A 26385-nucleotide genomic window follows, 5' to 3' on the forward strand; every position below is an offset into this window, starting at 1 on the left:
CGACGTACGAGGAGGTCTGCGTGGAGATCGTCACGCTCCAGGGCTCCGCCGACCAGCGGTGGTTCTGCTGGCGTCCGGGCGAGGACTCGTTCGCGGACGTGAGGCCGTCCCCTCGAGCGGCCGAGCGGTCGACCCCGACTCGGGTCAACCAGATCTCGACACCGCATCGCGACGACTTCCGTGCAGCTGAACGGCGTGTCCCCACCAGGCGAGCGCCGCCCAGGCGACCACGAGGACAACAGCGCCGACGGTCCTGTCGGGATGTCTCAGATGGTGCGCGGAGTCGGGCCACAGCCGGGCAATTCCCGACAGCACCAACGCTGCACCCGCGAGCGCCGTGCTCCAGACGAGGAACCGCCGGTGCTGCCACTCGGCGAGCAACGCGCCCACCACTGCGATGCACGGGACGGCGATCACGGCCAGCGCCCAGCTGTCGCCGTCGAGGACCACGAACAGCTTGGCTCCGATCACCGCACCGACGATTCCTCCGGCGATCAGGAGCAGGAAGCGCGACAGCAGCATCGCCATGAGGTAGGCCGCCAGGGCTGCGGCGAGCGACACGATGAACCCGGTGGTCAGCGACGCGTCGGACGTCTCACTGAGCAGCCAGCCGCAGCCGAAGCCGGCGAGCGGTACGGCCAGCTTCATCGACCGCGCCCCGAGGAAGCACAGCACGAGGCCGGCCAGCAGGAACGGCAGTGCGGCGGTCAGGGTGGTCATGGTGGGTCTCCTGTCCGAGTGTGTGGAGATGACGAGAGCGGCTCCGCCCCAGCGCGGTTGGCGATGAGGGAGGCGAGCCAGCGCGACTCTGGGTCGGCATCGACCAGCAGCGCCCGAACGAGGAGCGACAGGGGTACGGCCAGGACCGCGCCGACCGGTCCGATGAGCCATGACCAGAACGCCAGAGAGACGAAGGTGAGGGTGGGGGAGAGGCCGACGGCGTCGCCGACCACCTTGTTCTGGATGCCTGACTGGATGATCAGGTTGAGGACGCAGTAGATGACGACCACGGCGAGCATCCGCCCGAGACCGCCGTCCAGCAGAGCCAGGACTGCCGGGGGTACGAGGCCGATGACGAAACCGACGTTCGGGATGTAGTTCGTCAGGAACGCCAGCAGGCCCCAGAGCAGCGGCGCCGGGACGTCCAGGAGCTGGAGGGCCACGGTGTCGAGCACCGCGACCACGAGCCCGAAGACCGTGGACACCATCAGGTAGTGCCGAGTGCCGTGCGCGAACCCGGTGAGAGCGCGGGCGAGCTGGGGGCGGATGCGTGCGACCGTCCTCAGCTGCTCCGAGAAGGGCCCGCTGTCCAGCGTCATGAACAGGCACAGCGCGAGGGCGAACGCCAGTCGTGATGCCGTACCGGCCACGCCCGTCAGGAGCGACCCGATGAAGCCGCCGAGGTGGCTGAGGTCGAACGACGAGGACACCTTCTGGACCTGGGCGTCGCCGGCGCCGGCGTCGCGCAGACGGTCAGCGGCGTGGGTGACGGCGGAGTTGAAGTCGGACTCGTACTCCTGCAGCAACGAGCCCAGCCGAGAGACCGCGACGACGATCGACAACGCGAACCCGAGCACGACGACCAGGACGACCACCAACGACACGACGGACGCCGTCCAGCCGGGCCAGCGACGGATCAGCCGGGTGCGCAACGGGTGGGTCACGATGGTCAGCACCAGAGCCAGGAACGCCGGCCCGAGGATGCTCCGGGCCGCGTGCACTCCGGCGGCCACGACGACCGCGGCAGCCGCCGTCAGCAGGACTAGGGCGCCGCGAGGCAGTGCCGGGCGCGCCGGATCCGGGCTCACGCCCCCACGGTCGAGGCGGGTGGCTCCTGAGTCCTCCTCCATGGCAGGCGAACCCGGTCAGATGTTCCCGAGGCCGCGGCCCACGAAGAGCACGCCGAACGCCAGAAGGACGCCGACTCCGATCTGGTCGTTGTGCGCGACCAGCCAGGTGGTCGCCGCTCGCAGCGCTTTGCGTCCCTCGGCGCCGCTGATCGCGAACCCGATCATGGGCACCACGAAGTCGAGGATGCTGGAGATCAGCAGGAGGAGCACCCCGAAGAGCTGCGCGCCCGTCCCGACGTCGGCGGTGAGCACGATGCCCATGCCGGAGGCGAGGATCGCGATGTTCGGGTTGAGCAGGCTCAGGAGCAGGCCTGCCGTGGCCACCAGCCGGAGCGAGGGGTCGGAAAGTCGCGCCAACCATGCCGGTTTCGCCGGCTCACCGCCGGAGCTGCCGGCACCGCTCGCTGCTGACGCCGTACGGGAGGCACGCCGCATCCGTACCCAGGACAGGATCCCCCCGACGAGGAACAGTGCCCCGAGGACGATGCTGACCCAGCCCCGGACGGTGCCGTTGTCCTTCGTCGACGGGTCCGCGGCGCTGCCGATCCCCCACGCGATCGCGGCCAGCACGGTGTAGGTCAGCAGGAACATCCCGCCGAAGGTCGCCGCGTTGCGCCACGGGTGCGAGGAGCCGAGCAGCACCAGGCAGCCCACCACGGCGGCGGGCGTGATCATGAGGCCCACCATCTCTGGCAGCAGCTGCCCGAAGAGCTCTCCCACGACGGTCACCCTCGCGATTCCTGCGGCCGCCGGGATCACCTGTTCCGGGGGATTGGGCGGCGGCACGGCGTTCGTAGCGTCGCAACGTGCCCAGAGCCGTCGCGCCGTCGTTCGCCGGACTACCCGGCGGCCCGGCGGGGTCGCTGCGAGCCGACCTGCTGGCGGGCCTCACGGTCTGGGCGGTCCTCGTACCGGAGTCGCTGGCCTACGCGACCATCGCGGGGGTCTCGCCGGTGGTCGGCCTGTACGCCGCTGTGCCCGCCCTGGTGCTCTACGCCGTGCTCGGCTCGAGCCGGCACCTCGTGGTGGCGCCGATGTCGGCGACGGCCGCGCTGTCCATCGGGGTGGTCGGCACCGTCGCCGGGCCTGGTGCCAACGCGGCGACGACGGCCGCCCTGACCGCCGGGCTGGCCCTCGCCGTCGGCCTGGTGGCGCTGGTGGCGGGTCTGCTGCGCCTGGGGTTCCTGTCCGCGTTCATCTCCGAACCGGTGCTGAAGGGGTTCATCATCGGGCTGGCGCTGACGATCATGATCGGCCAGGTGCCCGCCCTGCTCGGGACGAGCAAGGGATCGGGCAACTTCTTCGAGAAGGCCTGGCACGTGCTCACCCACCTCGGCGAAGCCCATCTGCTCACCGTCGCGATCGGCGCGGGCAGCCTCGCCGCACTGCTCCTCCTGCGCCGCTTCCTCCCGCTGGTTCCGGGGTCGCTTGTGGTCGCGCTGGCCGGCATCGCCGCCGTGGCCGTGCTCGGGCTCGACGACCACGGCCTCGACGTGGTGGGCACCATCCGCTCCGGCCTGCCGTCGGTCGGTCTGCCGGACGTGTCCTACGACCAGGCCGTCTCGCTGCTGGGCGGCGCCACCGGCGTGATGCTGGTCGGCTTCGCCGAGGGCCTCGGGGCGGCGAAGACGTACGCGGAGCGGGCGGGGTACGACATCGACGCCAACGAGGAGCTGCTGGGTCTGGGAGCCGCGAACGTCGGCGCCGGACTGACCAGCGGCATGGTGGTCAACGGCAGCCTGTCGAAGACGGCGGTCAACGGTGGCGCCGGCGCACGCACCCAGCTGTCCAATCTCTCGGTGGCCGTGCTCACGGTGGTGACCCTGCTGTTCCTCACCGGCCTGTTCGAGAAGCTGCCCGAGACCACGCTCGCCGCGATCGTCATCGCGGCCGTGGTCGAGCTGGTCGACGTGGCCTCGCTGCGGCGGCTCTACCGGGCGCGTACCAGCGCTGTCGCCTCGATCAACCGGCTGACGAGCAGGTCCGACTTCGTCGCCGCTGCGGCGGCGCTGGCGGGCGTGCTCGTCTTCGACACCCTCCCGGGCCTGGCGATCGGCGTCGCGATCTCGTTGGTGCTGCTCATCGCCCGCACGTCCCGGCCGTACGTCGCCACCCTCACGCCGGTGGGGAGCGGCCCGCAGCGGGTGTGGGTCGACGTCGAGCGCAACCCCGGCCATCCGCCGCTTCCCGGTGTGCTCGTGGTCCGCGTGGAGGGTCCGCTGATGTTCGCCAACGCCGAGTTCGTCCGCAGCCGGGTCCGCCGGCTCGCCGCCGACGCCGAGGACCTGCGACTCGTCGTCCTCGACGGACGAGCGACACCGTCGGTGGACGTGACGGCCGCCGGCATGCTGGTGCAGCTGCGGACGGACCTGGCCAGGAGCGGCGTCGAGCTGCGCCTGGCGGAGGACGTCGGGCAGGTGAGGGACGTCCTGCGGCGCGCCGAGCCCGACAAGGAGCCCGCCCTGTACCCGGATATCGCCGCCGCCGTCGCGCACCTGCCCGACCGACCCGCTGACCCCGACGACGCGGACGGCTGACGGTCGCGAGACCGATGCCGCTCAGGCGGGTCGCGCGCAGCGGAACCCGAGGTGGGACGTCGTGTCCCGGACGCCATGACCCTGCCGGGCCGCGGGTCGGTAGCGCAGGCAGTACTCCGGAGAGCACAGGTGCGAACCGCCTTTGGTCACCTTGCGGTCGGTCTCGCGGACCTCCCGCACCGATCCTCCGCAGCAGGCGTGGGCCGCCTCCGGTGCGTCGTCGGCGGGTGCCTCGGCGTGGGAGGGCGTCCAGTCGGTGCGGGTCCACTCCCAGACGTTGCCGATCATGTCGAGCAGCCCGAACCCGTTGGCCGGATAGCTGCCCACGGGAGACGTACGCCGGTGGCCGCGGGGATCGTCGTCCTGCCAGGGGAAGCGGCCCTGCCACGTGTTCGCCGGGAGCTGCTCGGGTTGCCCATCGCCCCAGGCGAACTCGGCGTCCGGGAGGCCACCGCGGGCGGCGTACTCCCACAGCGCCTCACCGACGAGCTCCTTGCCGGCCCACGCCGCGTACGCGGATGCGTCCTCCCAGCCGACGTGCACCACCGGGTGGTCGGGCGTCTCCTGCCAGGAGGAGCCCGGCCCCTGCGGCGCCCGCCACGATGCGTCCGGTTGCCAGCGCCACCACCGGGTCCAGTCCGTCAGCGGCACCGGCCCGGGAGTGGGGGTGAAGACCTGCGACCCGGGTACGAGCAGGGCCGGGTCGGCACCGGGGAAGTCGGCGGCGTCGGGCGTCACCTCGGCCACCGTGACGTGGCCGGTGTCCTCGACGAACCGCGCGAACTGTGCGTTGGTGACCGGGTGCAGGTCGAGCCAGAGGTCGGCGACCTCGACCTCGCGGACCGGCCGCTCCTCGGGGTAGAACCGCTCGCTGCCCACTCGGCCCGTGCCGCCGGGTACGAGCACCATCCCGTCCGGCGTGTCGGCCGCGGTGCTCGCTCCCGGACGGCGACCACTCGGGGTCGCTTGGTGCAGCACCGGCTCAGTCCCGGGCCATGGCGGCTGCCAGATGGCTCTGCAGGTCGACATAGGCATCGTCGGCCACGTCGAACACGACCTTGATGATCCTGCCCTGCGCGAACTCGAACCGCGACCCGGCGTACAGACTCGAGACCGCGTCGGCGCTGTCGTAACCGATGCACAGCCCTTCCCCGCAGAGCGAGAAGTGACCGAGCACGGTGCGGATCTGCTCTGTGGCCACCGGCTTGTCGTCGATGTACAGCGTGGCCGGTCCGATCGCCTCTCGGTACTGACCGGCCTTGTCCTTCGTGAAGTCCATCCCCAGGATGTGTTTGCCGCTCAGACTGATCGGCGCCGAGAGCCTGGTCTCCGGTGGGATCCCCAGGAAGTTGTAGACGTAGTAGAGCGTCCCTTCCTTGATGAACAGTGCGTGTCCCGCAAACCGCGAGCCGTGCGCGAAGATGATGCCCTCACTCTGCGGGGTGAGATCAACCTCGGCGGCGACCTTGTAAGACACCCCGTGCACGTTGGCTGCCGACCTCTCAGGGACCTCCGATGTGTCCGGGTAGTAGGTGTACTGCCCGGACGGCGGCACCGGCTGGTGGAACTCCATGTGATTGACGAACAGGTCGAAGTCCTCGGGTTTGGTCAGGATGGCCAGGTCGTTGAGCGGGAGCACCAGGTTGCGTCTCGCCTCGGTCATCCACAGGCTCTTGAGCTCCTCGACCTTGTCGGGGTTCTCGGCGGCCAGGTCGTGCGCCTCGGAGCGGTCCTGGTCGGTGTGGAACAGCTGCCAGGTGTCTTCGTCGTACCGCCCGGAGCCGCTCACCGGCCCGTGCTCGGTCACCGCCTTCCAGCCGCGGTGCCAGATCCCTCGGTTGCCGAACATCTCGTAGTACTGCGTCTCCTTGGTGGTCGGAGCGTCCGCGGCGTCGAAGCTCGTACGCATCGTGACCCCGTCCAGCGGGCGCTGCTCCACACCGTTGTACGTGTCGGGGAAGTCGACTCCACAGACATCGAGGATGGTGGCGACGACGTCGGTCGAGTGGTGGTACTGGTGGCGCACCTCACCCTTCGCCTCGATGCCGGCCGGCCAGTGGATGACCAGCGGGTCGCACACCCCGCCCTGGTAGACGTACCGCTTGAACATCCGGTACGGCGTCGAGAACGCAGCAGCCCATCCGGTCGGGTAGTGGTTGTAGGTGTCCGGGCTGCCGAGACGGTCGACCATGGTCAAGTTCTGCTCCAGGTCGTCCGGGTAGCCGCCGAACACCTTGCCCTCGTTGACCGAGCCGTTCGGACTTCCCTCGCCGGACGCGCCGTTGTCCGCGCAGTAGAAGATGATCGTGTTGTCCAGCTGGCCCGACTCGTCGAGGTAGTCCACGATCCGTCCCACCTGGGCGTCGGTGTACTCGGAGAAGCCGGCGTACACCTCCGCCATCCGGCAGAACATCCCCCTCTCCGCCTCGTTCAGCTCGGCCCACGGGCGGACGCGGTCGCCCTCGGAGAACGTGCCCTCCGGCATCGGGTTGATCGGGGTGAGGTCGGTGCCCTCGGGAAGGACGCCCTTCTCGATCATCCGCTCCAGTACCCACTCGCGGTAGGCCTCGTAGCCGTCGTCGAAGGCGCCCTTGTACTTGTCGATGTACTCCTGCGGCGCGTGGTGCGGGGCGTGGTTGGCGCCCGGGCAGAACCACAGGTACCAGGGCTTGTCCGGCTCGGTCTGCTTGACGTCGCGGATCATCCGCAGCGCCTGGTCGGCGAGGTCCTTGGACAGGTGGTACCCCTCTTCGGGCGGGTACGGCTGATCGATGTAGTGGTTGTCCTCGGCCAGGCTCGGGTACCAGTTGTTGGTCTCGCCCCCGACGAAGCCGTAGAACCGGTCGTACCCCTGTGCCAGCGGCCACCCCTTCTTGGCGGCTCCGGCGGTCCACTCGTCGATGGGGATGTTGTGGTTCTTGCCGACCCAGAAGGTCGCCCAGCCGGCGTCGCGCAGCAGGTGCGCCATCGGCACGTTCTCCGGCGGGATGTGGGAGTTGTAGCCGGGGAAGCCGGTGGAGGACTCCGAGATCGTGGCGAACCCGTTGGCGTGGTGGTTGCGGCCGGTCAGGAAGGTCGACCGAGTGGGCGAGCACAGCGCCGTTGTGTGCCACTGGCTGTAGGTGAGACCGCCGGCGGCGAGCCGGTCCATCGTCGGCATGTTGATCCGGCCGCCGTACGGAGACCAGGCCGCCTGGCCGGTGTCGTCGTAGAGCACGACCAGGACGTTCGGAGCGCCCTCGGGTGCGGCCGGGGCCCGGTAGGCGTCCCAGTCCCCTTGGGAGTCACGGACGTCGAGCTCGATCCTGCCTTGGAACTCCCCTGGCATGGCTACCTCCGTCGTCAGCGGTCCGTCGTCCCCAGGGTCCCGACGTCCGCGTACGCGGGGGTCACCCGTCGCGGGTGAACGGTGAGCCGGTACGCGGCCGGTCGTCGCCGTCGGCGCGGCGGCGAGCGGCCGCGAGCGCGTCCTCGACGGTGGGCTGCACCAGGCCGGCGTCGGCCTGCTCGGCGAACCACGGCCACGCGCGTGCTGCCTTCAGGGAGGGCTCGGGCAACGAGGTGATCATGAGATCGACCCCTTGGCGGCTCAGGTCCTCCTGCAGCGAGCGGACGGTGTCGAGGAAGGGCATCGTCACGCCGTGCACCGCCGCCGCCTCGACCACGACCGTCCGAACCTCGGGGGTGTGGAGCACGAAGTCCAGGACGTCGTCGGACGTCGCTCGGGCGTTGCCCGTGTACAGACCGCCGTCCAGGTGCAGGAGGAGCGTGTGGGGGTCCGACGGTTCCGGCTGTTCGGGCGGGTTGATGGTCCAGCCGCCACCCCTGCGCCGGTGCAGCGGCCGCACCCGCGAACGGTTCAGGTGCCGCAGGACGAGCAGGAAGGTGAGGCCGATGCCGACCGCGACGGCGAGCAGCAGACCCGCGGTCAGGCCCAGCACCGCGGTGACGACCGCCACCCAGAACTCGGCCCGGTCGACGGCCCAGTAGGTCCGGAACTCGGCAGGCGAGAGCAGCCCGGTGACAGCGACGATCACCATGGCCGCGAGCACGGCCCTGGGCAGGTCACTGAGCACGGGTCCGAGGAACAGGGCGACGAGCACCGCTAGCGCGGCCGTCGTCAGACCGGCCACCTGCGACCGCGCACCGGCCCGCTGGTTCACGGCGCTCTGCGAGAAACCTCCGGCAGGTGGCAGCGACTGAGCGAGACCCCCGGCGAGCGACGCGCAGCCGACGGCGAGCAGCTCCTGGTCGCTGTCGATGGCGGGTTCGTCGCGCTGGCGGTTGCTGCGGGCCACCAGCACCGTCTCCAAGAAGGCCATCACCGCGATGGCGAGAGCGCCGGGCATGAGCGTTCCGACCAGGCCGAGGTCGGGCACGGACAGGGTCGGAAGACCGCTCGGCACCCGCGGAACCAGCTCGACGCCGTGCTGCTCGGCGTCGGTGAGTGCGATGACCGAGATGCCGCCCACGACCGCCACCAGCGGTCCGGGTACCGCGGGGAGCAGCCTCCGTAGTGCCAGCAGGATCGCGATGGAGGCCACCGAGATGACGATCGTGCGCACGTCGCCCTCGGAGAGCCGTCGCAGGACCGACCACACCGCGCTGAAGAAGCCCGACGTGTCCTCCTCGCGCATGCCCAGCAGCGCCGGCAGCTGACCGGCCGCGACGGTGAGTCCGACGCCGGTCTTGATGCCGGTCATCGTCGCCGGACTGATGTTCTCCACCAGCGAGCCGAGACGGAAGAGTCGCATCACCAGCAGCCACAGCCCCACGAGGCAGGTGAGGGTGAACGCGTCTCGGGTCAGGTCCTCCGGCGCACTGTCCACCCCCGCGAGGGTGGTCGCGACCAGCACCGCGATCGTGGAGGTCGTGGTGACGCTGGCGCTGCGTGAACCGCCGAGCAGCGCGTAGACGACCACGGGCACCATGCAGGTGTAGAGGCCGATCTGGACCGGGAGGCCGGCGATCGTGGCGTACGCCATCGCCTGTGGCAGGACGACGGTGCCGGCGGCGACCCCGGCCAGCAGGTCGTACCGGATCCAGTCGCGGTGGTAGCCGCGCAGAGTCGGCGTCAACCAGGACACACGCGCATCCCACCGCGCTCGGCGCCGCGTGAGGTCACCCGGTCCGGGGGAAGGGGCCGGGAGAGTCGGCCCGGTGTCCGCCGCCGGACGGGACGGGAAGTCACGTCGCGGGCAACGAGCGGCTCGAGTCGTCCCTCTCGAGCGCAGCAGCTCGCAGCCGCCAGCCGGCTCCGATCACCAGCGCTCCATAGACGAGCAGCCAGATCGAGATCACGAGTACCAGCGCGTCCAGCGACAGCTTCGGGTTCACCAGGAGGTACGCGCCCCCGGCGATGCTGACCAGACCCATGAACACGGTCAGGGCTCGCGCATCCCGGCGCCCGAGGACGGCCTCGATGACGTGGATCGCGCCCATGACGACCCACCAGGCGCCGACGAGCATCCCGAGGATCGCGACGGTCTGCAGCGGTGACCGCAGGCACAGGAGACCCACGATGAGGGACAGGCCGCCGGTCACCCCGAGCAGCGCTCGCACCGTGCCGTCGGCCTGGTCGACGGCGATCGCGTTCACGATCCGGAAGGCTCCGGTGACGATCAGGTGCACGGCCAGCAGCACCGCGAGCACGACCAGCGTCTCGTCCGGCCACACCAGCAGGATCAGTCCGACCAGCAGGGTCCCCACGCCGTACGCCAGCACTATCGCCCAGTGGTCGGCGACCCGGCTCACACCGGGCGGCAGTGGCGAGTCGGCGAACCTCGATTGCTGTGCGCTCATCTGGACTCCCGGTTCAGAGCAGGTGCAGCTTGCGTGCCACGGCCAGGGCGTCGCTACGGCGACCGACCGAGAGCTTGCAGTAGAGGTTGGAGACGTGCGTCTTGACGGTGTTCTCGCTGACGAACAGGTCGGCCGCGATGTCGGCGTAGGAGGATCCGCGGGCCAGCTCGACCAGCACGTCGTGCTCGCGCCGGCTCAGCGTCGGCACGGTTGCGGGGCTGCCCGCGTGGGCGATCTCGCGGGCCGTCGGAGTCGTAGACCGGAAGGCGGTGACCACCGGCGGCCGGTCCGCGCACGCCTCGCGCAGCTGCGCCGTCCAGGGCCGGTCGAGCAGCTCCGGGTACGCGGACAGCAGCACGCCGACCCTCGTCCCGTGCAGGCTCCATCCCAGGAACGGGCTGGCGCACCGCCCGGCCTCGGTGACGTCGATCGCTCGCGCGAGCAGCTCCTGCGCTCGCTCGACCTCGCCCTGACGGTGGTAGAGCTGGGCGAGACACACCAGTGCCGCCGGAGTGACGTCCGGTTGCGTCCCGCTCGGGATCTCGGCAGCGCGCTCCAGGAGCGCCGTGGCTTCCTGCAGGTCGCCGTCGAGGTCCGCCTCGAGACCCCGGACCCAGGCCGACTCCGCGTCGCCGCCCAGCCGCTGAAGGTGGTCGATCTCCTCACGCAGGACGACCCGGTTGCCGACCAGCAGCCCGTACGCCGCCCGCTCGAGCGCCAGCGCGATGGAGACGACCGGGGGATGGTCCTGCGACTCGGCCGCCAGCTCCAGCACAGCCCGGGCGTTGTCGGCATCGCCCGCACGCAGGGTCTGGCGGGCACGGCAGACCCGGTGCCAGAAACGTCCGAGACGATCGTCCGGTACGGACGTGATCGGCTCGACCGTGTCGCCGAAGTCGCCCCACGGGAGGGACTGGGCCTGCGCCAGCTGCAGCGCGACCTCTGCCCGCGCCACCGTGGCGGCCGCCGCACCCGTCACTCCATCGGTGGCGCCCACGGCCTGCAGCGCCTGGAGCGCGAGGTCGCGGCAGTGACGTTCGCGCCCGGCCATGAAGTGGGTGAGGGCGAGATGGCTGAGTGCCTCGGCGACGACCGGGCGCAACCCGTGCGACTGCCCCAGCAGCACCGCCTCGCGGAGACGCCGCTCGGCCTCGCCCAGCCGGCCCAGCCAGTTCAGCGCCGCGCCCTGCTCGACGAGCAGGAGCGGTAGGAACTCGTCGAGAACCGGGCCCGCCGCGGCCTGATGTCGGACGAGCAGCGCCGAGGCGTCCCGCACGGCCGGCTCGACGCGCTCGGACCCGGAGCGGCTGCGCCGTAGTCGCACCGCCAGGACCCGCATCGCAGGGATCTCCTTCGGCGCGGACTCGGCGTGGCGGATCACGCGCCGCGCCCAGTGCTCGGCGCTGCCGCTGTCACCGTCCACCCAGTGCGCCCAGGCGATGGCCGGCCAGGCGTCCGGACGGTCCTCGAGGCAGGAGATCGCGTCCCGCACCAGACGGTGCACGACCGGGTTGGGCGACACCGTCACGGTCGGGCCGTGCTCGACCAGCGCATCGGTGGCGGCTTCCTGCTCACCCAGCGCGACCAACCGACGGAAGCCGTCATGAGTGTCGCCTCGGGCGAGGTCGAGTCGGGCGGCCCGCAGCACGGTCGCGTGTGACTGCCTGGCGTCCACCCCGTCGCCGGCGCGGCACCGGCGCGCGACCTCCAGCAGCACGGGGTGGATGCGGTAGCGCACATCGGCGTGCTCGTGCTCGGCGAGGCGGTGGACGAGCAGGCCCGTCGACTCCAGCGCCCCGAGCACCTCCCCGGCACCGCGGTCCTGGGTCAGGTGTCGAGCGAGTCCAGGGGTGAGGGTGCCTTCGTCCACCGCGCACAGGAGCAGATGACGCTCCGGCGGATGCAGCGCCGCGAAGACCTCACCGGCGACGAGGTCCGCGACTCCGCGACGGGACTGCTGGATCCGGCGGGTCAGGTCGGAGGAGCGGGAGGTGGACGCCCAGGCCCGCGACGCGAGCACGGCCGCGGCGAACCATCCGTCTGCCCACTCGTGAATGGCCTGAAGGACCTCGGGATCCTCGGTGTGCGCATGGTGGGCGACGACGTACGAGGTCTCGTCGGCGTCCAGCCGTACGACGTCACCGCGCAGCACGGTCAGCGCGCCCAGCAGGTCGGGCATCAGCCGGCTGATCGCCAGGTCCCAGCGCGTGAGCAGCAGCAGCCGGATGTTCTGCGGTTCGTCGGCCAGCCGCTGGTCGATGTGGCGGACGCAACTCGGCGACATCGTGTTCGCGTCGTCGATGACGACCAGGCGCGCGCCCGTGCCACCGCTGGACGCGGCACCGTCGATCACCGCCCTCAGGTCGGCGACGGTGAGGCCGTCGTGCGCAGTCGTCCAGGTGGCGTCGGCGCCGAGCCGCGACTGCTGCAACCAGCCGCCGACGCCCAGCGTCTTGCCCGACCCCGCCGGTGCCACGACCATCGTGAGGGCGTTCGCGGTGGCCTCGTCGAGTCGGCGCCAGAGCTCGCGGCGGGGTAGGTAGCCGCGCGGCAGCCAGGGAGCTCCGTCGACGGGCGGATGGCGCGGCGCTCCCAGTGGCGCGCCACCCGCGCTCTGGGCACTGGTTCGACCCGAGAGATGGGCAGTGGTCACGGCTGCTCCTCCGTAAGAGCCGTGCGCCGGGGGATCGTCGAGCGTCCCCGGCTCAGCCCCGCACGGGGCTGAGCCCAGGGTAGTGGCGACCCAGCACGGTGGCGTTCCCCCGGAACGGGTGATCCGCGATCAGGGTGTGCGGGACAGCTGGACGCTCAGCGCCCAGATCACCATGACGTCGATGGCGATGACGATGAGCGACCACCAGGGGTACCACGGCAGGAAGAGGAAGTTGGTGACTGCGGACACGGCGGCCAGGGCGATGCCCGCCATCAGCGCGACCGTTCGTCCGAGGACGATGAAGACCCCGATGAGCAGCCCGATCAGTCCCACGACGACGTGGATCCAGCCCCAGGTCGTGATGTCGAGCTGGTAGACGTAGTCCCGCGTGGTGACGTAGACGTCGTCGTCGAGGACAGCGGACAGGCCCTCGAGGAGCTGGAACAACCCCACGACGGCGAGCATCGTCCCGGCGAAGACGCTCAGGCCGGCCGCCCAGACGTTGCGGGTCGCGTGGCTCATTCGGCGAACACCTCGCGCAGCGCCTTCTCCTGGTCACCGCTGAGGTTGGTGAACAGCAGCTCCGACGGCTCGTGCTCCTGGAACGCAGCCTTCACCTTGTCCATCACCGCGTCCGAGGTGAGGGCGAACAGGGCGGACGTGCCGGGAGTGACCTCATCGCGAGCCCGGTTGATGAACTGGTCGTCGATACCGACATCGGCCAGGGAGCCCGACAGCGCGCCGGTCGCGGCGCCGACCGCCGCTCCGAGCAGCGGGACGAAGAAGATGAGTCCGAAGAGCAGTCCCCAGAAGGCTCCGCCCAGCGCGCCCGTACCAGCGAGACCGTGAAGCTGACGGGTCTTGGGCTTTTTCTTCCCGTCTGGCCAGGACACCGTCGCGGCGTCGTGCACGACGATCGTCTCCTCGCGGGTCAGCTCCTCGAGAATCGTGACGGCGCCGTCCGCGCCGCCGGGTGTGTCGAACTTCCAGACCGTCAGCGTGGCCATCGGTGCTCTCCTCGGATCAGGCGGGGTGGATGCCGCCACGCTGCTCCCGCGCTCGCGCTGTCGACCTCCCCCTTTGCGGGTGACCTGGGGTCTGCGGCGCCCGTAGGTGGCGATCCCCCGATTGGGGTGAGTCGTCGGCGGCCCTCGGCGCCTACCGTGAGCCGGGTGCACCGGAGCGACCGTCCAGGAGGAGCTGGGATGGGCACGACCCGAGTGATGATCCGGCTCGACGACGAGGTGTCGGAGGAGCTGCTCTCCGCGTTCCCGCGACTCGAGGCGAAGGTGCAGCGCGCGCACACCACGCTCACCGGCGACTTCACCGATCAGAGCGAGCTCCAAGGGGTGCTCAACTACCTCAGCGCGATGGGCATCACGATCGTCGACGTCGTCACCATCCCGGAATGAGCCGCCGGCCGATATGTCAATGCAGCGGTGGAACTGGCTGTACGGGAAGTCCTCGCTCGGTGAGTCCGGGGTGCCAGACATCGAGCCTCCTGGGTTGGTGCCGCGGCCGAGACGGAGGTCCGCGCCGCAGGGATGCCAGGCAGACGGTGGCACTCGAAGGCTAGGGGTTGCTCACCCGAGGCGGGCTCGGCGTGGGCGAGCACGCTCACGCCGAGCCGTGATCGGGGCCGCCGGCGGGTGGATGCTCGTGTGCCGGCCGGCGGCGCGACGGCGCCGGATGTAGTCGGCTGCGACGATCAGCAGGGTCGGTCCCCACAGCGCAAGAGGGGCGTAGCAGGCGTACATCAGGATCGACCAGCCATCCCAGGCGTCGACGTTGGCGGGCATGCCGACGGCCATCGTCAGTCCGAACGCGCAGGCTCCGAGCCCACCCAGCAGCGCGGCCGTGCCGGCGAAGCCGAGTGGTACGGCGCGGCCGCCGACGACCGGCATCCAGGTCGGGAAGACCTCGCCCCACGGTCGTACGAGCCCGATCGCGAGGAAGGCCAGTCCGTCGGTGAGCACACCGAGTCCGATGAGGTAGGCGGCCCGTCCCGCGAAGGGCGTGCTTGCCAGGTCGTCCGTTATCACCGGGCCCAGCCCCATGGAGACCCCGAAGATCAGTGGCAGCCGCCACAGCGAGCTGAGAACCGGGCTGAGCGCGCTGACGTGAGCGAGTCGCACCATCAAGGGCGACGCGGGAGCGACGTGCGATCTGGTCATGCGTTCCAGCGTGCTGCTGCCGAACCGTCAGCGCTTCCTGCGTCGGGGTGAGCGGGACCGTACTTCAGTCGGTGATGGCCCCGGTGCTTTCGGCTCTCACGTCACCCTGTCCACCGCCCCTGGTGTCAGCAGGTGTCGCCGGCCGACCAAGCACTGGCGCCCGTGCTGTTGACCGACCGCACCTTGTAGTCGTAGGTGTCGGAGGTCAAGAAGGTGATGGTGGTGTCCTTGACGGCGATCGGACCCATCACCCGCGTGGCTCCGGTCCGGGTGTTGCGCTCCTGGACCTCCCACATCACCGCGGGCTGCGTGTCGGTCCAGGTCACCCGGCAGGACGACGAGGACGCCCGCGTCGCGGTCACCGCGGTCGGTGTCGCCAGGTACGCCGTCGCGCGCGGCGAGGTGACCCACGCGCTCTGGCGCCCGGCCCAGGAGCCGGCTCGCACCCGCGTCTCGTACACGTGCCCCGGCGTCAGACCGGACAGGTCCCAGCGGTTGGGCGAAGGCGCGAAGAAGTACCCGGTCCGGGTGTTGCCCTGAGCCCCCGGCGTCTCCCAGCCCTGACCCGCGGTGACGTCGCGGTACTGCATGTCGTAGTTCCACGCACCCGGGTCCGTCGGCTGGGTCCAGGTCATGGTCAGCCGAGCACCCGAGCTCGCCGCCAGGGCCGGACTACGGGGGACCGGTACGGCCGTGGTGCTGCTCGTGCAGTGCGCCGGCGCCGTGAGCGACCAGGGCGAGCCCGGCTCCGGCGTCGTCGGCGCCACGTCGGAGCCGCCGGTCGGGGTGCCGGGCAGAGTCAGCGTCTTGAAGCGAGGACGGTAGATCGAGGCGGTCCAGTAGCCCTCGTTCGCGCAGGCACCGTCGATGTTCCGGCTGTTGGTGTTGTAGGACATGACGATCTGGTTGCCACTGCTGAGGTGCTCGACGATCCGGTACTCGTACGTCCACCGGCTGGTCTGGGTCGTCGTCTCCGGCGTGCTGTACAGCCGTGATCGACTCGATCCGTCGAAGCCCTCCGGAGACGCCGAGTAGTAGACGACCGCGTCGCCCGCGAGGAGGCCGTCGATGGCCTGGGTCAGCAGGACGTACCTGCCGCCGATGTAGCTGACCGAGAAGCCCTCCTGCACGCCGTTCATCAGCCGCTTGGAGCTGGTCGCACCATCGGCGCGCCACCCGGTCGCGGTCATGTACTCCCAGGTCGCGGACAAGTTGCCCGCCGGGACCCGAGCCACGTGGAGGTATTTCTCGAGACCACTCACGACCTCGGTCCCGTAGATGTAGGTGTAGGCGCCGACGGTGAGCAGATCGGTGCCCCACAGCAGGCAGGTGCGGTCAGCCGTCGAGTTGTTGCAGTCCTGCGCTGCTGGCGGCACGGTCACCTTGGTGTACGTCGACGGGTTGGTGATCGAGGCGATCGGCATCTTGACCAGCTCGACTCCCTTCGACAGGAAGTTGAACGGCGGGGCCTCGTTCGTCTTGACGGTGTGCTGGAAGAACTTGTACACGTAGCCGCCCGAGACCATCTGGTCGGCCGGCCACAGCCAGTCGTCGCCGTCGCTGCTCACGCCGGAGGGCATGGTCAGGGACCTGGGAGCAGCGTCGGTGCCGCCCATGACGGTGGACATCGTCGAACCGTTCTGGAGCACCATCGAGTTGCGGATCATGGTGGCGTCGAACGGCCCACGCACGCCGCCGCTGCGGACATCGCCGTAAAACGTGTCGGCGAAGAACCACAGCACTCGGCCATCGGGCAGCTGCACGGAGTTCGTGGCATCTCCGCCGCTCCAGGCGCTGGAGGTGTTGCCGTACTGCTGGAACTTCGCCGCGAGATCAGTGGCGGCGTCGGCATGACTCGCCGGCGCCAGACCGACCAGAGCCGCTGCCGTGGCGAGCATCGCCACCACCGCACTCGAGACCACTCTGCGTACGCGCATGTCGGGTTCCCCCTGCCTCGGCAGGTCCTCCCGACCCGCGCTGGCGACAATCTAGGGCTCGCAGAACTGGTCCGGCATCAGTCTCGGCAGAACTCGTGAGCGGAGTGCCTCGGATGACCCTGAGCGCCGTGTGGCGCGTTGGTCGAGAGGACCACCTCGGCTGGTTCGTCGCCGACGGCACCCACCTGTCGACCGCCGGCATCCGTGAGCACGCCCAGCTCGTGTCGGGTTCACGCGTGCTGCTGGGCTCGGACGGTGTCACGGTCCGGGCTGGATGCCGTCGTGCGCGGCCAGGCCCAGGCGTACCTCACGATGAGGGCGAGGACGACCAGCTCGAGGACGACGCCGAGTCCGTAGAAGTAGAGGTAGAACCCGCCCGCCACGTTGAAGACGGTGACGGGGACGTAGAGCGCGGCCACGGCGAGGTTGGTGGTGCGGCTCACTCGGGCGGGCAGCGTCGTCGACAGCACGACCATGAAGATCGGGACGGCCATCAGGGTCAGCGCCGTGGCCGAGAAGGTCTGGGAGAGGTCGAACTCGTAGACCTTGTTGTCGAGGATGTCCTTGACGACGCCCGGGGTGTAGAAGCCGAGAATGTCCACGTAGGCGTAGAGGAGCATGAAGCTCGTCCACCCTGCGGCGAGCTTGGCTCTCACCGGCATCGGATGGTCCTGCAGTGCGGTGGTGGGTCGACGTGTGCTCATCACGGGCTCCCTTGTCGTTGGTGAGGATCGGTGGGTCCACGCTCGCCGAGCGCGGCCGCGGGCACATCGGCTCGGAGGCCGGAGCTGCCTGGCCGATGGCACGACCTCGCTCTCGTACTTTCGGCGGGTACGGCGAGGCGCGCCGATCCCTAGGCTGGCGCCGTGGTCGACGTCGGGCGCTCCGTCTGGAATGAGCCGCGGCCTGCTGACGCCCCACCCGTCGGTCGTCTCGATGGGCTGCTGGTGGGCGTGTACGCGGCCGCCACCGTGATCGAGGGCATCGTCCGGCCGGGCTTGGCCTGGCGACCGCTCGTCACGGTGCTCGCCCTCGCGTTGATGCCTGCCCTGCTCTGGCGGCGGGCCTGCCCCCTGATGGCTGCCCTGATCGGGTGGGGCGTCGCCGGGCTGCTCTCGGTCCTCCAGCTGACTGCGGACCCCGGGGACCTCGGCCTCTACTCCATGATGGCCGTCCTGATCCTGCTCTACTCGCTGGTCCGGTGGGGCTCGGGACAGGAGATGGTCCTGGGCACGGCGTACGTGGCGGCCGTCGTCGCGCTGGGGATGTACGCCTCGTCGACGGGTTGGGCCGATGTCTTCGGCGGGAGCGTCCTCCTGCTGCTGATCGTCGCGCTCGCGGCGGTGTTCCGCTACCGCGCGGACCTCTGGCACCGCCAGCAGCGCGAGATCCGCAACCAGGAGCGGGTGGCGCTGGCGCGCGAGCTGCACGACACCGTGGCCCATCACGTCTCGGCCATCGCGGTGCAGGCGCAGGCCGGTGGCGTGGTCGCCGGCGTCCAGCCGGAGAAGGCTGCCGAGGTGCTGGCCGCGATCGAGTCCGAGGCGTCGCGGACCCTGGCGGAGATGAGATCCATGGTGCGGGTGCTGCGCGAGGAGGAAGCCGTCGCGTACGCACCGCAGCGGGGTGTCGCGGACCTGCCCGCCCTGGCGCGCTCGGAAGAGACGCCCACGGTCGTGGTCTCGCTGGACGGTTCGTTGACCCGGCTGCCACGACCCGTGGACGCCGCGCTCTACCGGCTCGCGCAGGAGTCGCTGACCAACGCCCTACAGCACGCCCGGAGTGCGACCCGCGTCGCGATCGACGTACGCCGGGAGGGCGACGCCGTCCGGCTGCGGGTCAGCGACGACGGACGGACCGAGCCGGGGCCGGCCCCGGAGCCTGGGTTCGGCCTGCTGGGCATGGCCGAACGCGCCCAGCTGCTCGGCGGATCGTTCTCTGCGGGGCCTGGGCCGGAGGGTGGCTGGGTGGTCGAGGCCGTGCTGCCGACGGAGCCGCCGGTATGAGCATCCGTGTCGTCGTGGCCGATGACCAGGATCTGGTCCGGACCGGGCTGGTGATGATCCTCGGCGCGCAACCCGACATCGAGGTCGTGGGGGAGGCTGCGGACGGCCTCGCAGCGCTCGATCTGGCGACCCGGCTGCGTCCCGACGTCCTCCTCGTCGACATCCGGATGCCCGGGATCGACGGCGTCGAGGTGACGCGGCGCCTGGCCGGGCCGGACGTGACGGACCCGATGGCGGTCGTCGTGATCACCACCTTCGACCTCGACGAGTACGTCCTCGGTGCCCTTCGTGCCGGCGCCCGCGGCTTCTTGCTGAAGGACGCCGGGCCGGAGCTCCTTGTGCAGGCCATCCACGCGGCGGCCAACGGGGACGCGCTGATCGCCCCCAACGTCACCCGCCGGCTGCTGGCGACCTTCGCCGACCAGGCGCCGGTGGTCCCGGCTCAGCCCATCGACCCGCTGACCGAGCGCGAGGAGCAGGTGCTTGCCCTGGTGGCACGCGGCCGGACCAACGCCGAGATCGCCACCGAGCTCTTCGTCGGCCTGAGCACGGTCAAGACCCACGTCGCATCGTTGATGACCAAGCTCGGCGCCCGCAACCGCGTCGAGATCGCGCTGTGGGCGTACGACACCAGGCGGATGAGAACCGATTAGTGGGAACAGGTCGCAGCGCAGGCTCAGCGCTTGTCGGCCGTGGGCTCTCGCCAAACAGAGGCAGGGCGTGACGCGGGTGGCGTGCCTCCGGTACGGGCGCCGGATATAGAGCCCTGGGAGCCCTGCGGCCTAAAACACCGCGTTGGCGGCGTGCCTGATGCAGCGCCTGCATGCCGGTACAGGAAGTAATCGTCTTGGAACTAGGGACAGTCCCATACACCCATCCGGCTCGAATCGGCGCTCGCGGTGTCAGTAGTTGAGTGTCCCACGCACAGCAGCCCGCCTTGCAGCAGCTCTCGCCTCAGCCAACCGTGGTCTGAAGGCCTCGACTCCCCTCTCGCCGAGCCTCGCGAGGTCGTGCTCGGGCGACTCAGCCAGTTCACGGCACACCCTCAGGTGCCCTTCGAGACGTTCGTGATCTTCGCCCCAGTGCGTTCCGACCTCGAGGGTCCAGAGAAGGTCGTCGGGCTGCCACTGGAGCGGCCGCAGCATGACAGCGAGAACCTCGAGCGGGTATCGCTTGCCGTGCTGGAACCGCGTCGCGTGCAACAGACTTCTGAGCGACACAGGGAAGGTCGGGTCGGACACGGCGGTGGTTATCCACTCGACGTCGGCGGCTGAGATGACCCAAAACAGATTATTGGCCATCGGGCTCTCCCGCACTCGGTTCCAGAGTTCGAAGCGATGCGCGCTGCGGAGATAACGCGCGCTTTCCGCCCACTCGTCGAAATCATCGAAACCGGCGAGCGCTTCGACGTGCTTGACAAGCAAATTCATGTAGGTCTTTGGCTTCGTCTTCGCGAGCATGTCGAGCGCCTTGGACTGCATGTGGCCGTGAACGGTGCCTGATGAGACGACGAGGTCGCTCATTGCCGAAGCCCATTCGGGGTCAGCTGGCATGCCTTCTGACGAGTACGTCATCTCGGCCGCCCACAGCGCGGCGGCATTGCTTCGGACCTTGGCGTCGGGGTGGGTGAACATTTTTTGACGGGTACGACCGGATGCGCGGCGGATGGCGTAGGACGAGTCGAGGTCCTGGATGTCTTCGACCTTGAGGGAGTCGACAACGAGAGTCGCGACCTCAGCGTCCTGGCACTCGCTGATGACGGAGGCGATGAGGGAGCTTCGCCCGCCGGGGTCGGCGAGGAGTTCCGTAGCAAGCGGAACAGTCACGACACCGTTGTCGACGCACTTGCTGATGAGGGGGCTGGCTGAGCGACCCAGGCCATAGTCCAGCGCTGCACGCAGCCACACCTCGGGGTTGGGACGCATGGAGAGGCGGTTCATGATGCTCCACGCTGCTGCGCCGTCCTTGACCATGGCGAGGTCGGCGTCGTGGTCGACGAGCCACGTCATGATGGCGCTGGGCGGTCGATCGATGTAGGCGGCGAGCGCTCGGTCGAGTTCCGCATCTCGGATGTGGCGCTCCTTTTCCCAGTCTTCGGAGGGGTCGCGCTCGGCGGTCAGCGCGACGAACAGCTGATCCGGTTCGTCGAGCTTGATGTCGAGGCTGGAGGCTTCTCGGTTGAAGACCGCGCGCATTCCTGCGGTGGCGACAAGCGGGGCGACGGCTTTGCCGATCGAGATCGCGACCCGTCGGGCCGCGGTCCGCTGCCCTGGATTTGGGGCGTCGCCGAACGGCAAGGGGTAGCCACTGGAGACGTGGGCCCATTTGCGCATGAGTTCGATGAGGTCTGCGAGGTCTGCGTTCGAGGCCGAGGCGATTCGGCCGACCAGCTCTGGTCCGAGCGCGTCATACATGGCGTGAATGTCTTCTTCAAGCCAGGTGAACGACTGCATGACCAACGAGTTCACCTTCTCGGGGCTCATGTAGTTGCCGTCGAAGGTCGGCTGGAGGACATGGCATGCAAGCTTGATCCAAACGTAGCCAGGCAGATCTCGGGCTCGGTCGCCCGCCATTGCCTCGCAAAGGTGCACGATCGCTGTGGAGGTGGGGAAGTCTCCGGTCCTTGCGTCTCGGGCATCCTCAATCACAGTTCTGATGGGCGTCATGTAGTCCCACCCGCGTGCAGCCAGTTGGGTCAGTGAGGCGAAGAAGACGGCGATGTGCTCGGTCTTCTCTGCCTGAAGTGAGTCGGCGACGCATGCGGCGAGGACCTTGCTAGCGGTGCCAGCGGTCGGTTCATCGTCTCCTTCGGCAGCGTCTTGCACTGCCTGTTTCAGATATTCGAAAACAACACGGGCGCACTCAGGGCTGATGAGTGCATAGGTGCGCAAGAGTTCGGCTCCCTCAGAGCCAAACCCTAGGTCGGGCAGGACGCCGAGAAACTCGGCGGCAGGCGGCACCAACGGCTCTTCAGCATCAAGCAGCGCGGCGTAGATCTGAGTTTGCAAGATGCCTGGAAGAAGTGTAGGCATGGCAGCCTTGATGTCCCTGATGGGTACGGCGGATGGATGGCCTGCGAAGTAGACATCGGCCACAATGCTCGCTGCGATCGTTCGCGGAACAACGCGATAGGAGTTCTCGCAGGTTCGCCCATCTGCCGAGTTCCACAGTCGATTTCGGCGGACGTCGACGAGACCGGCGATTGCGACCGAACGGATGAGCTCCTCGAACTGCGTCGGGGTTAGTTCGAATAGCTTCGCGATGGCGCGAGTCTGGTTCTCGTTGGCGTCGCTGACAAGGGCGATGGTTGCGAGTAGTGGGACGGCCTCGGCCGGCGCTTTGGACCGGCGAAGGAACGCTCGGATCTGGTCCCTAAGGGCTTGCCCGGTCCACACTGCTTGCCAGGCGCCTTGCTGGACGAGGAGGTCTGCGAGGTTAAGCGCCCATGCGGGCCGGCCTTGGGCTTGCTGGAGCAGGTGAACGATGACCGAGGTCCGGGTGATGCCACGCTCGCGAAGGAGGGTCCCGATTTCCTCCGCCGTGAGCAGGTCTACCTCGAGAGCGAGTGCATCGGGGAGATGGTCGGCGACACTCTCCTTCTCGTGCGGCCAGCAGGTGACGGCGACGCGAAATTCGAGGCTTTCTGCGTGCCGAGCATGTAGGAGGTGTTCGATGTCGTCGGTTCGGTCACCTGCGTCGTCAACGACAACTAGCTTCGGATTCGCGGTGAGGAGGTCATCGAGCAGCCGCACGGGTGCGGTGTTCCGTTCGAGGAACAGTGCTCCCGGAAGCCTTCCTGCAACGTGGCTCTTGCCGGCCCCGGGGACGCCCCAGAGGATGAGGTCCTGGCTGGAATGCTCGGCCCGGTCGAGTAGGTCGTCGCGGCCGACGGTGGGGAGCTGGTGCTCGTCCGGGCGCGCGCCACGGGGTAAGCGGGAAAGGCTGAACGCGCCGCCTTCGATGTGCAGAACCTTGCGGCGCCAGTCGGGGTCGTCTCGGAGTGCGTTGGCGAACCACGGGCGGTCGTAGACTTGGAGGAGTTCGCACTCGAACTCCTTGGCGATGGCAGCCAACTTGATGCGCTTCTGCCTGTTTATCTCGGCAAGGTTCGCGACGACGATTTGGTCGACGCGCCTCTTGTGGTCTCGTGCTGACTTGAGGCTCCCTCGGAGGCTCTTCTTCACGCTGTCCCATCGGCGTGATGAGGTAATGATGAGCCCCAGGACCTGACCGTTCGGTTTGACGAGCTCTGCGTCGAGTCCATGGTCGGTTCCGCCCGTTACGGCGACGAGACCTGGGTAGTCGTGCCCGATGAGAGCGGCCGCGCAATCTTCGAAGTCGGATTGCTGTAAGCGATAGCGGGTGTCGTTTAGGCGTTCGTCGATACGATCGAGCAGGTTCATGGCCGGATGTCTACCTACCTCTATGCTCGGCTCGCTTTTCGGGCAGTCCAAGTCTAACTAGTTGCGCCGACCAGTGGCCCGATCATTACAGGAGGAGCTTGACGGCGAGTAGTCTCGGGTGTCGAGATGCAGCGAAGACTGCACACGACACGCAGCGAAGACTGCACGAAACGCGGCCGAAGCGAGAGTTCGTGCAATCTTCGCCGCCTGCGGCGCGTCGACTTGACTGATCCGCGGTGTTCGCCGGCCGGTCGACTGTGTGCTTCCCGGGGAGACCGGCCTCCCCGGGGGCCAACGGTCCAGTGCAACGGAGCAGATGGCATGAGCGTCCCGTACCCCGGACACCGAACCTGGCGGGCACGGTCCGTGCGGGCCGCATGATCTCGTCCGACGTGAATCTTCCGCCGCCGTCGGCGCCCCATCTTGGCCCGGTGCACCCCGCGCGCTCGGCCGTCGTTTGGGCTGTCCGGACCCTGCTCGGAGTCCCCGGAGCGGAGGCCAGGCGCGTGGTATCGATAGTCATGATCTTGAACTGATCAGGGCGGCGCGCCGCTTCTAGGTTGTGGTCTTGCACGTCGGAGGTCGGTGTTCTCCCGGCTTCAGCCATGCGGGTCTGGGGCCGTAGAGGGTTCCGAGGTTGACGCGCTTGGCGGCTGTGCGCGTGTACCACTGTGGTTGTGGTCCGCGTTGCTTGGAGGCCTGGTAAGCGACTCGGCCTCCGACCACGGCCGCTCCTAAGGCAACGCCGGGCAGCAGAGCCGCAACTGTCGTCAAAGCCGTGGCGCTCGAGCCGACAAGGCCGGCGGGGAGCGCTATGCCCAGTCCCGGAATTGGGTCGTTCGATCCCTGCTTGAGGAACGGCGCTGCCTCGCGGTCGCGCTTCGTGATGACCTCCTCGGCGTCGACGGACGGTGTGCAGATGCCATGGTTCTGGCGGTGTAGCCAGCGGTGAAAGTTTCCTGGGTCTTGGGGCGTACCCCAGACGGACTCGTAGATGCTGCGTGCTTGCGCGGTCGTGAAGTACTGCGGCAGGAAGTCGAAGACGGCGCTGGTCTCCTCGAGTTCCTGGCGCCAGTAGTTGCGCACATGCGCAATAGCCGCGGCAGTCGGTCCTTCAGCCAGGCGGGACAGGTCGATCCAGCCCTGGCGCTGCGGGTCGAGGGTCGGTGTGGCGTGCTCATCGATCAGGGTCGCTGTAGGCGGCGCGTATGCCGTGTAGATCAGGCGCACCGTCCCGCCGTCCCCGACGAACGTCACCGGCTCGACGTCCCGCCCGTCCGCTGGATCGGAGTCGAGTATTCGGTCGACAGACGGCAGCAGACTGCGCGCTGCCGCGTCCGGTGACGTTCGAGGCAGGAGCTGCAGGCGCGGCAGCGACCCGTTCGGGGCGAGAACAAGGAGGCGCCCCTCGGCTCCGGCCGATCCCGGCCACCAGGCCAGCGTGGCGAGTTCAACCTCAGTCATGTCAAGCAACTCTAACTCAGGTATTGACATGGCATCTGACAAGATCAATGATCTGTGTTGTCAATCAACAATGTACTACGCGGGAGGTCAGTCATGGACGTGAAGGGTCGAGTCGAGCAGGTGCGGGAGTCCCTCTCCGAGAACCGGATCGGCAGTTCGGTGGGCGCCGGATGCGGAGGCGCCGCAGGGTTTGCCGGTGGGGGTGTGCCGGGCGCAGCTGTCGGCGCAGCGGGAGGCGCCGCGCTGGGTAGGCGTGTCGAGCAAGCGGTCAGGAGCGCGGGTCGTGACCAGTCGGCGTGAGCTCGAAGGGGTCCTGTACCCCGTCGGTGACAACCGTGTCGTTCTCATTCATCACGCTCGGGACGCGGCCGGGTTCGAGGCTATCGCCGGGGTGGCTCTGAAGGCTGTGCTGGCCAAGGTCGCCGGCCGGGGTGGGCTGCCGTCCAGCTGTGAAGCCCGGTTGTTCACGACGACGCCGGAGATAGAACAGCTGCTGAGCAAGGGACGTACGTACGGCGCGGCGTCGGCGCCGGGCCACTTCCTTCCCGTCGTGCTCGATGAGAACCGAAAGTACCTACGACAGGTGCCGTTGAAGGAGGTTGACCCTGTCCTGCTCAACGGGGCTGCCGGCCCCAACGCACTGGCCACGGCAGCCGCACTGGGTGCCATCGCTCAACGGCTGGCAGTGATCGAGGAGCTGATCCACGACATCAAAGCCGACGTCGAGGAGATTCTCGATCGATGGGATGCGCGCCAGCGGGGCCAGCTGCGAGCAGTCCTGAACGACCTCTCCGACTTCACCGCCCTGGCAACTAGCATCTCCGCCATCGAGTGGGGCATCGTCCAGGGGCACCGCACCGCTCTCATGGAGCTGCACAGCGAGCTCGTCGAGGAACTCCAGCGCCACTGCGGTCGGCTACGAGCGCACGACCATCCCACCCGCAGGTGGAGCACGATCACCGAACGCGTCGCGGAGAGGATCGACACGATCGTCCGGCTCGAGCTGCTGGTGCTCACCGGGCTCGACCAATGGACGAGCCTCTACCTGCAGCACCGCCCGAACGACCGCAGCGCCAGCGCAACCCGACAAAGCGCCCTCAACCGCGTCGACGAAGTGAGGAGAGAGGCAACCGCGGCGTTCTCGCTGCTGCCGATCGACCCCACCCCGAACGCGACCGTGCTCGGTTCCGTTCTCATGAACGGGCCGATCCGCGCCAACCGCGAACTCGACAAGGCGCGCCGCCACCATAGGATCACACGCCCTGCCATCGCATCCGCGCACCACTGGGTCACAGCCCAAGACATGGGCCATCCCTTGAAACTCCTGCCCGCCACGCAGCAGCTATTGGCCTGATCATCGAGTCTTCGCCCCGGCATCAGCGCCACCCCCCGTGCTGCCAAATCGAAAGCTGATCTAGCAGCACGCACGCCCCGTCGAGCGAGCGGGACCTGCTCGGGCGACCATGTTCTGCACCCTCGATCGCCAATCATCGAGGTGAACCGCCCCGGGATGTCCGGAGACTTCATTACTGGAGGATGAAGTCATGGCACGTCCCTCG

At 68.9% G+C, this 26385-nt stretch carries 20 protein-coding genes; 5 read left to right on the plus strand and 15 right to left on the minus strand.

The window, feature by feature from the left end; all coding sequences use genetic code 11:
• Positions 1-144: 144 nt before the first annotated feature.
• The 3 genes from P4R38_RS00350 to P4R38_RS00360 are packed head-to-tail and all read right to left on the minus strand — an operon-like array spanning position 145 to position 2570.
• Entirely contained in the window at positions 145-720 is a 576-nt protein-coding gene (locus P4R38_RS00350) for a TM7S3/TM198-like domain-containing protein (RefSeq protein ID WP_277190448.1), read from the minus strand.
• Positions 717-1808 (minus strand): AI-2E family transporter, encoded by a 1092-nt coding sequence (locus tag P4R38_RS00355; RefSeq protein WP_277190449.1) that lies wholly within the window; start codon positions 1806-1808, stop codon positions 717-719. Before P4R38_RS00355 ends, P4R38_RS00350 begins: the two co-directional genes overlap by 4 nt.
• 57 nt (positions 1809-1865) lie before the next feature.
• Positions 1866-2570 (minus strand): GAP family protein, encoded by a 705-nt coding sequence (locus P4R38_RS00360; RefSeq protein ID WP_277190450.1) that lies wholly within the window; start codon positions 2568-2570, stop codon positions 1866-1868.
• Between the two features lie 86 nt (positions 2571-2656).
• Here P4R38_RS00360 and P4R38_RS00365 point away from each other — a divergent pair, with 86 nt between their 5' ends.
• Positions 2657-4387, plus strand: a complete 1731-nt coding sequence (locus P4R38_RS00365) for a SulP family inorganic anion transporter (RefSeq protein WP_277190451.1) — start codon at positions 2657-2659, stop codon at positions 4385-4387.
• Between the two features lie 21 nt (positions 4388-4408).
• On the opposite strand, the gene P4R38_RS00370 is transcribed toward P4R38_RS00365, so the two are convergent.
• The 7 genes from P4R38_RS00370 to P4R38_RS00400 form a co-directional block, all read right to left on the minus strand.
• Positions 4409-5296 carry a formylglycine-generating enzyme family protein gene (locus P4R38_RS00370; protein WP_277190452.1) on the minus strand — a complete coding sequence of 296 codons (888 nt, stop codon included), beginning with the start codon at positions 5294-5296 and terminating at the stop codon, positions 4409-4411.
• Between the two features lie 73 nt (positions 5297-5369).
• Positions 5370-7715, minus strand: a complete 2346-nt coding sequence (locus P4R38_RS00375) for an arylsulfatase (protein WP_277190453.1) — start codon at positions 7713-7715, stop codon at positions 5370-5372.
• Positions 7716-7776: 61 nt separating this feature from the next.
• Positions 7777-9474, minus strand: a complete 1698-nt coding sequence (locus tag P4R38_RS00380; protein ID WP_277190454.1) for a SulP family inorganic anion transporter — start codon at positions 9472-9474, stop codon at positions 7777-7779.
• A 100-nt stretch (positions 9475-9574) separates the two neighbouring features.
• A complete protein-coding gene (locus P4R38_RS00385; RefSeq protein WP_277190455.1) occupies positions 9575-10189 on the minus strand; it encodes an HdeD family acid-resistance protein in 615 nt (204 codons plus the stop codon).
• Positions 10190-10202: 13 nt separating this feature from the next.
• Positions 10203-12842: a LuxR C-terminal-related transcriptional regulator gene (locus P4R38_RS00390; protein WP_277190456.1), complete on the minus strand. Its 2640-nt coding sequence runs from the start codon at positions 12840-12842 to the stop codon at positions 10203-10205.
• Positions 12843-12971: 129 nt separating this feature from the next.
• Positions 12972-13364: a DUF7144 family membrane protein gene (locus P4R38_RS00395; protein WP_277190458.1), complete on the minus strand. Its 393-nt coding sequence runs from the start codon at positions 13362-13364 to the stop codon at positions 12972-12974.
• Entirely contained in the window at positions 13361-13849 is a 489-nt protein-coding gene (locus P4R38_RS00400; RefSeq protein ID WP_277190459.1) for a DUF1269 domain-containing protein, read from the minus strand. Before P4R38_RS00400 ends, P4R38_RS00395 begins: the two co-directional genes overlap by 4 nt.
• A 198-nt stretch (positions 13850-14047) precedes the next feature.
• On the opposite strand from P4R38_RS00400, the gene P4R38_RS00405 reads away from it, so the two are divergent.
• On the plus strand, positions 14048-14254 hold the full coding sequence (locus tag P4R38_RS00405) for a hypothetical protein (RefSeq protein ID WP_277190461.1): 207 nt from the start codon (positions 14048-14050) through the stop codon (positions 14252-14254).
• A 171-nt stretch (positions 14255-14425) separates the two neighbouring features.
• Here P4R38_RS00405 and P4R38_RS00410 read toward each other — a convergent pair whose 3' ends face one another.
• The 3 genes from P4R38_RS00410 to P4R38_RS00420 form a co-directional block, all read right to left on the minus strand.
• The gene (locus P4R38_RS00410; protein ID WP_277190462.1) at positions 14426-15016 is read right to left on the minus strand and encodes a hypothetical protein; all 591 of its coding nucleotides are present in this window, start codon (positions 15014-15016) and stop codon (positions 14426-14428) included.
• Positions 15017-15141: 125 nt separating this feature from the next.
• Positions 15142-16953 carry a DUF5005 domain-containing protein gene (locus P4R38_RS00415; protein WP_277190463.1) on the minus strand — a complete coding sequence of 604 codons (1812 nt, stop codon included), beginning with the start codon at positions 16951-16953 and terminating at the stop codon, positions 15142-15144.
• A 230-nt stretch (positions 16954-17183) separates the two neighbouring features.
• Complete coding sequence (locus P4R38_RS00420) at positions 17184-17657, minus strand: DUF6326 family protein (protein WP_277190464.1); 474 nt, start codon at positions 17655-17657, stop codon at positions 17184-17186.
• Between the two features lie 162 nt (positions 17658-17819).
• On the opposite strand from P4R38_RS00420, the gene P4R38_RS00425 reads away from it, so the two are divergent.
• Together P4R38_RS00425 and P4R38_RS00430 are read left to right on the plus strand one after the other, a co-directional pair.
• Positions 17820-18959: a sensor histidine kinase gene (locus P4R38_RS00425; RefSeq protein ID WP_277190466.1), complete on the plus strand. Its 1140-nt coding sequence runs from the start codon at positions 17820-17822 to the stop codon at positions 18957-18959.
• Positions 18956-19612: a response regulator gene (locus P4R38_RS00430; RefSeq protein WP_277190467.1), complete on the plus strand. Its 657-nt coding sequence runs from the start codon at positions 18956-18958 to the stop codon at positions 19610-19612. The genes P4R38_RS00425 and P4R38_RS00430 overlap by 4 nt, the downstream gene beginning before the upstream one ends.
• A 249-nt stretch (positions 19613-19861) precedes the next feature.
• Here the strand turns inward: P4R38_RS00430 and P4R38_RS00435 are convergent, their stop codons facing one another.
• The gene (locus P4R38_RS00435; RefSeq protein ID WP_277190468.1) at positions 19862-23362 is read right to left on the minus strand and encodes a hypothetical protein; all 3501 of its coding nucleotides are present in this window, start codon (positions 23360-23362) and stop codon (positions 19862-19864) included.
• Between the two features lie 555 nt (positions 23363-23917).
• A complete protein-coding gene (locus P4R38_RS00440) occupies positions 23918-24826 on the minus strand; it encodes an NrtR DNA-binding winged helix domain-containing protein (RefSeq protein ID WP_277190469.1) in 909 nt (302 codons plus the stop codon).
• A 283-nt stretch (positions 24827-25109) separates the two neighbouring features.
• Here P4R38_RS00440 and P4R38_RS00445 point away from each other — a divergent pair, with 283 nt between their 5' ends.
• Positions 25110-26180 (plus strand): hypothetical protein, encoded by a 1071-nt coding sequence (locus P4R38_RS00445; protein WP_277190470.1) that lies wholly within the window; start codon positions 25110-25112, stop codon positions 26178-26180.
• Positions 26181-26385: the final 205 nt, after the last annotated feature.

This window comes from Luteipulveratus flavus (genome assembly GCF_029439465.1).
GTDB classification, from domain to species: Bacteria; Actinomycetota; Actinomycetes; order Actinomycetales; family Dermatophilaceae; genus Luteipulveratus; species Luteipulveratus flavus.

Excerpts from the sequence above, each read along its gene's own strand:
- P4R38_RS00350 (WP_277190448.1), bottom strand. The coding sequence starts at position 720 with ATGACCACCCTGACCGCCGCACTGCCGTTCCTGCTGGCCGGCCTCGTG.
- P4R38_RS00370 (WP_277190452.1), bottom strand. The coding sequence starts at position 5,296 with ATGGTGCTCGTACCCGGCGGCACGGGCCGAGTGGGCAGCGAGCGGTTC.
- P4R38_RS00375 (WP_277190453.1), bottom strand. The coding sequence starts at position 7,715 with ATGCCAGGGGAGTTCCAAGGCAGGATCGAGCTCGACGTCCGTGACTCC.
- P4R38_RS00385 (WP_277190455.1), bottom strand. The coding sequence starts at position 10,189 with ATGAGCGCACAGCAATCGAGGTTCGCCGACTCGCCACTGCCGCCCGGT.
- P4R38_RS00395 (WP_277190458.1), bottom strand. The coding sequence starts at position 13,364 with ATGAGCCACGCGACCCGCAACGTCTGGGCGGCCGGCCTGAGCGTCTTC.
- P4R38_RS00400 (WP_277190459.1), bottom strand. The coding sequence starts at position 13,849 with ATGGCCACGCTGACGGTCTGGAAGTTCGACACACCCGGCGGCGCGGAC.
- P4R38_RS00405 (WP_277190461.1), top strand. The coding sequence starts at position 14,048 with ATGGGCACGACCCGAGTGATGATCCGGCTCGACGACGAGGTGTCGGAG.
- P4R38_RS00410 (WP_277190462.1), bottom strand. The coding sequence starts at position 15,016 with ATGACCAGATCGCACGTCGCTCCCGCGTCGCCCTTGATGGTGCGACTC.
- P4R38_RS00415 (WP_277190463.1), bottom strand. The coding sequence starts at position 16,953 with ATGCGCGTACGCAGAGTGGTCTCGAGTGCGGTGGTGGCGATGCTCGCC.
- P4R38_RS00420 (WP_277190464.1), bottom strand. The coding sequence starts at position 17,657 with ATGAGCACACGTCGACCCACCACCGCACTGCAGGACCATCCGATGCCG.
- P4R38_RS00430 (WP_277190467.1), top strand. The coding sequence starts at position 18,956 with ATGAGCATCCGTGTCGTCGTGGCCGATGACCAGGATCTGGTCCGGACC.
- P4R38_RS00435 (WP_277190468.1), bottom strand. The coding sequence starts at position 23,362 with ATGAACCTGCTCGATCGTATCGACGAACGCCTAAACGACACCCGCTAT.
- P4R38_RS00440 (WP_277190469.1), bottom strand. The coding sequence starts at position 24,826 with ATGACTGAGGTTGAACTCGCCACGCTGGCCTGGTGGCCGGGATCGGCC.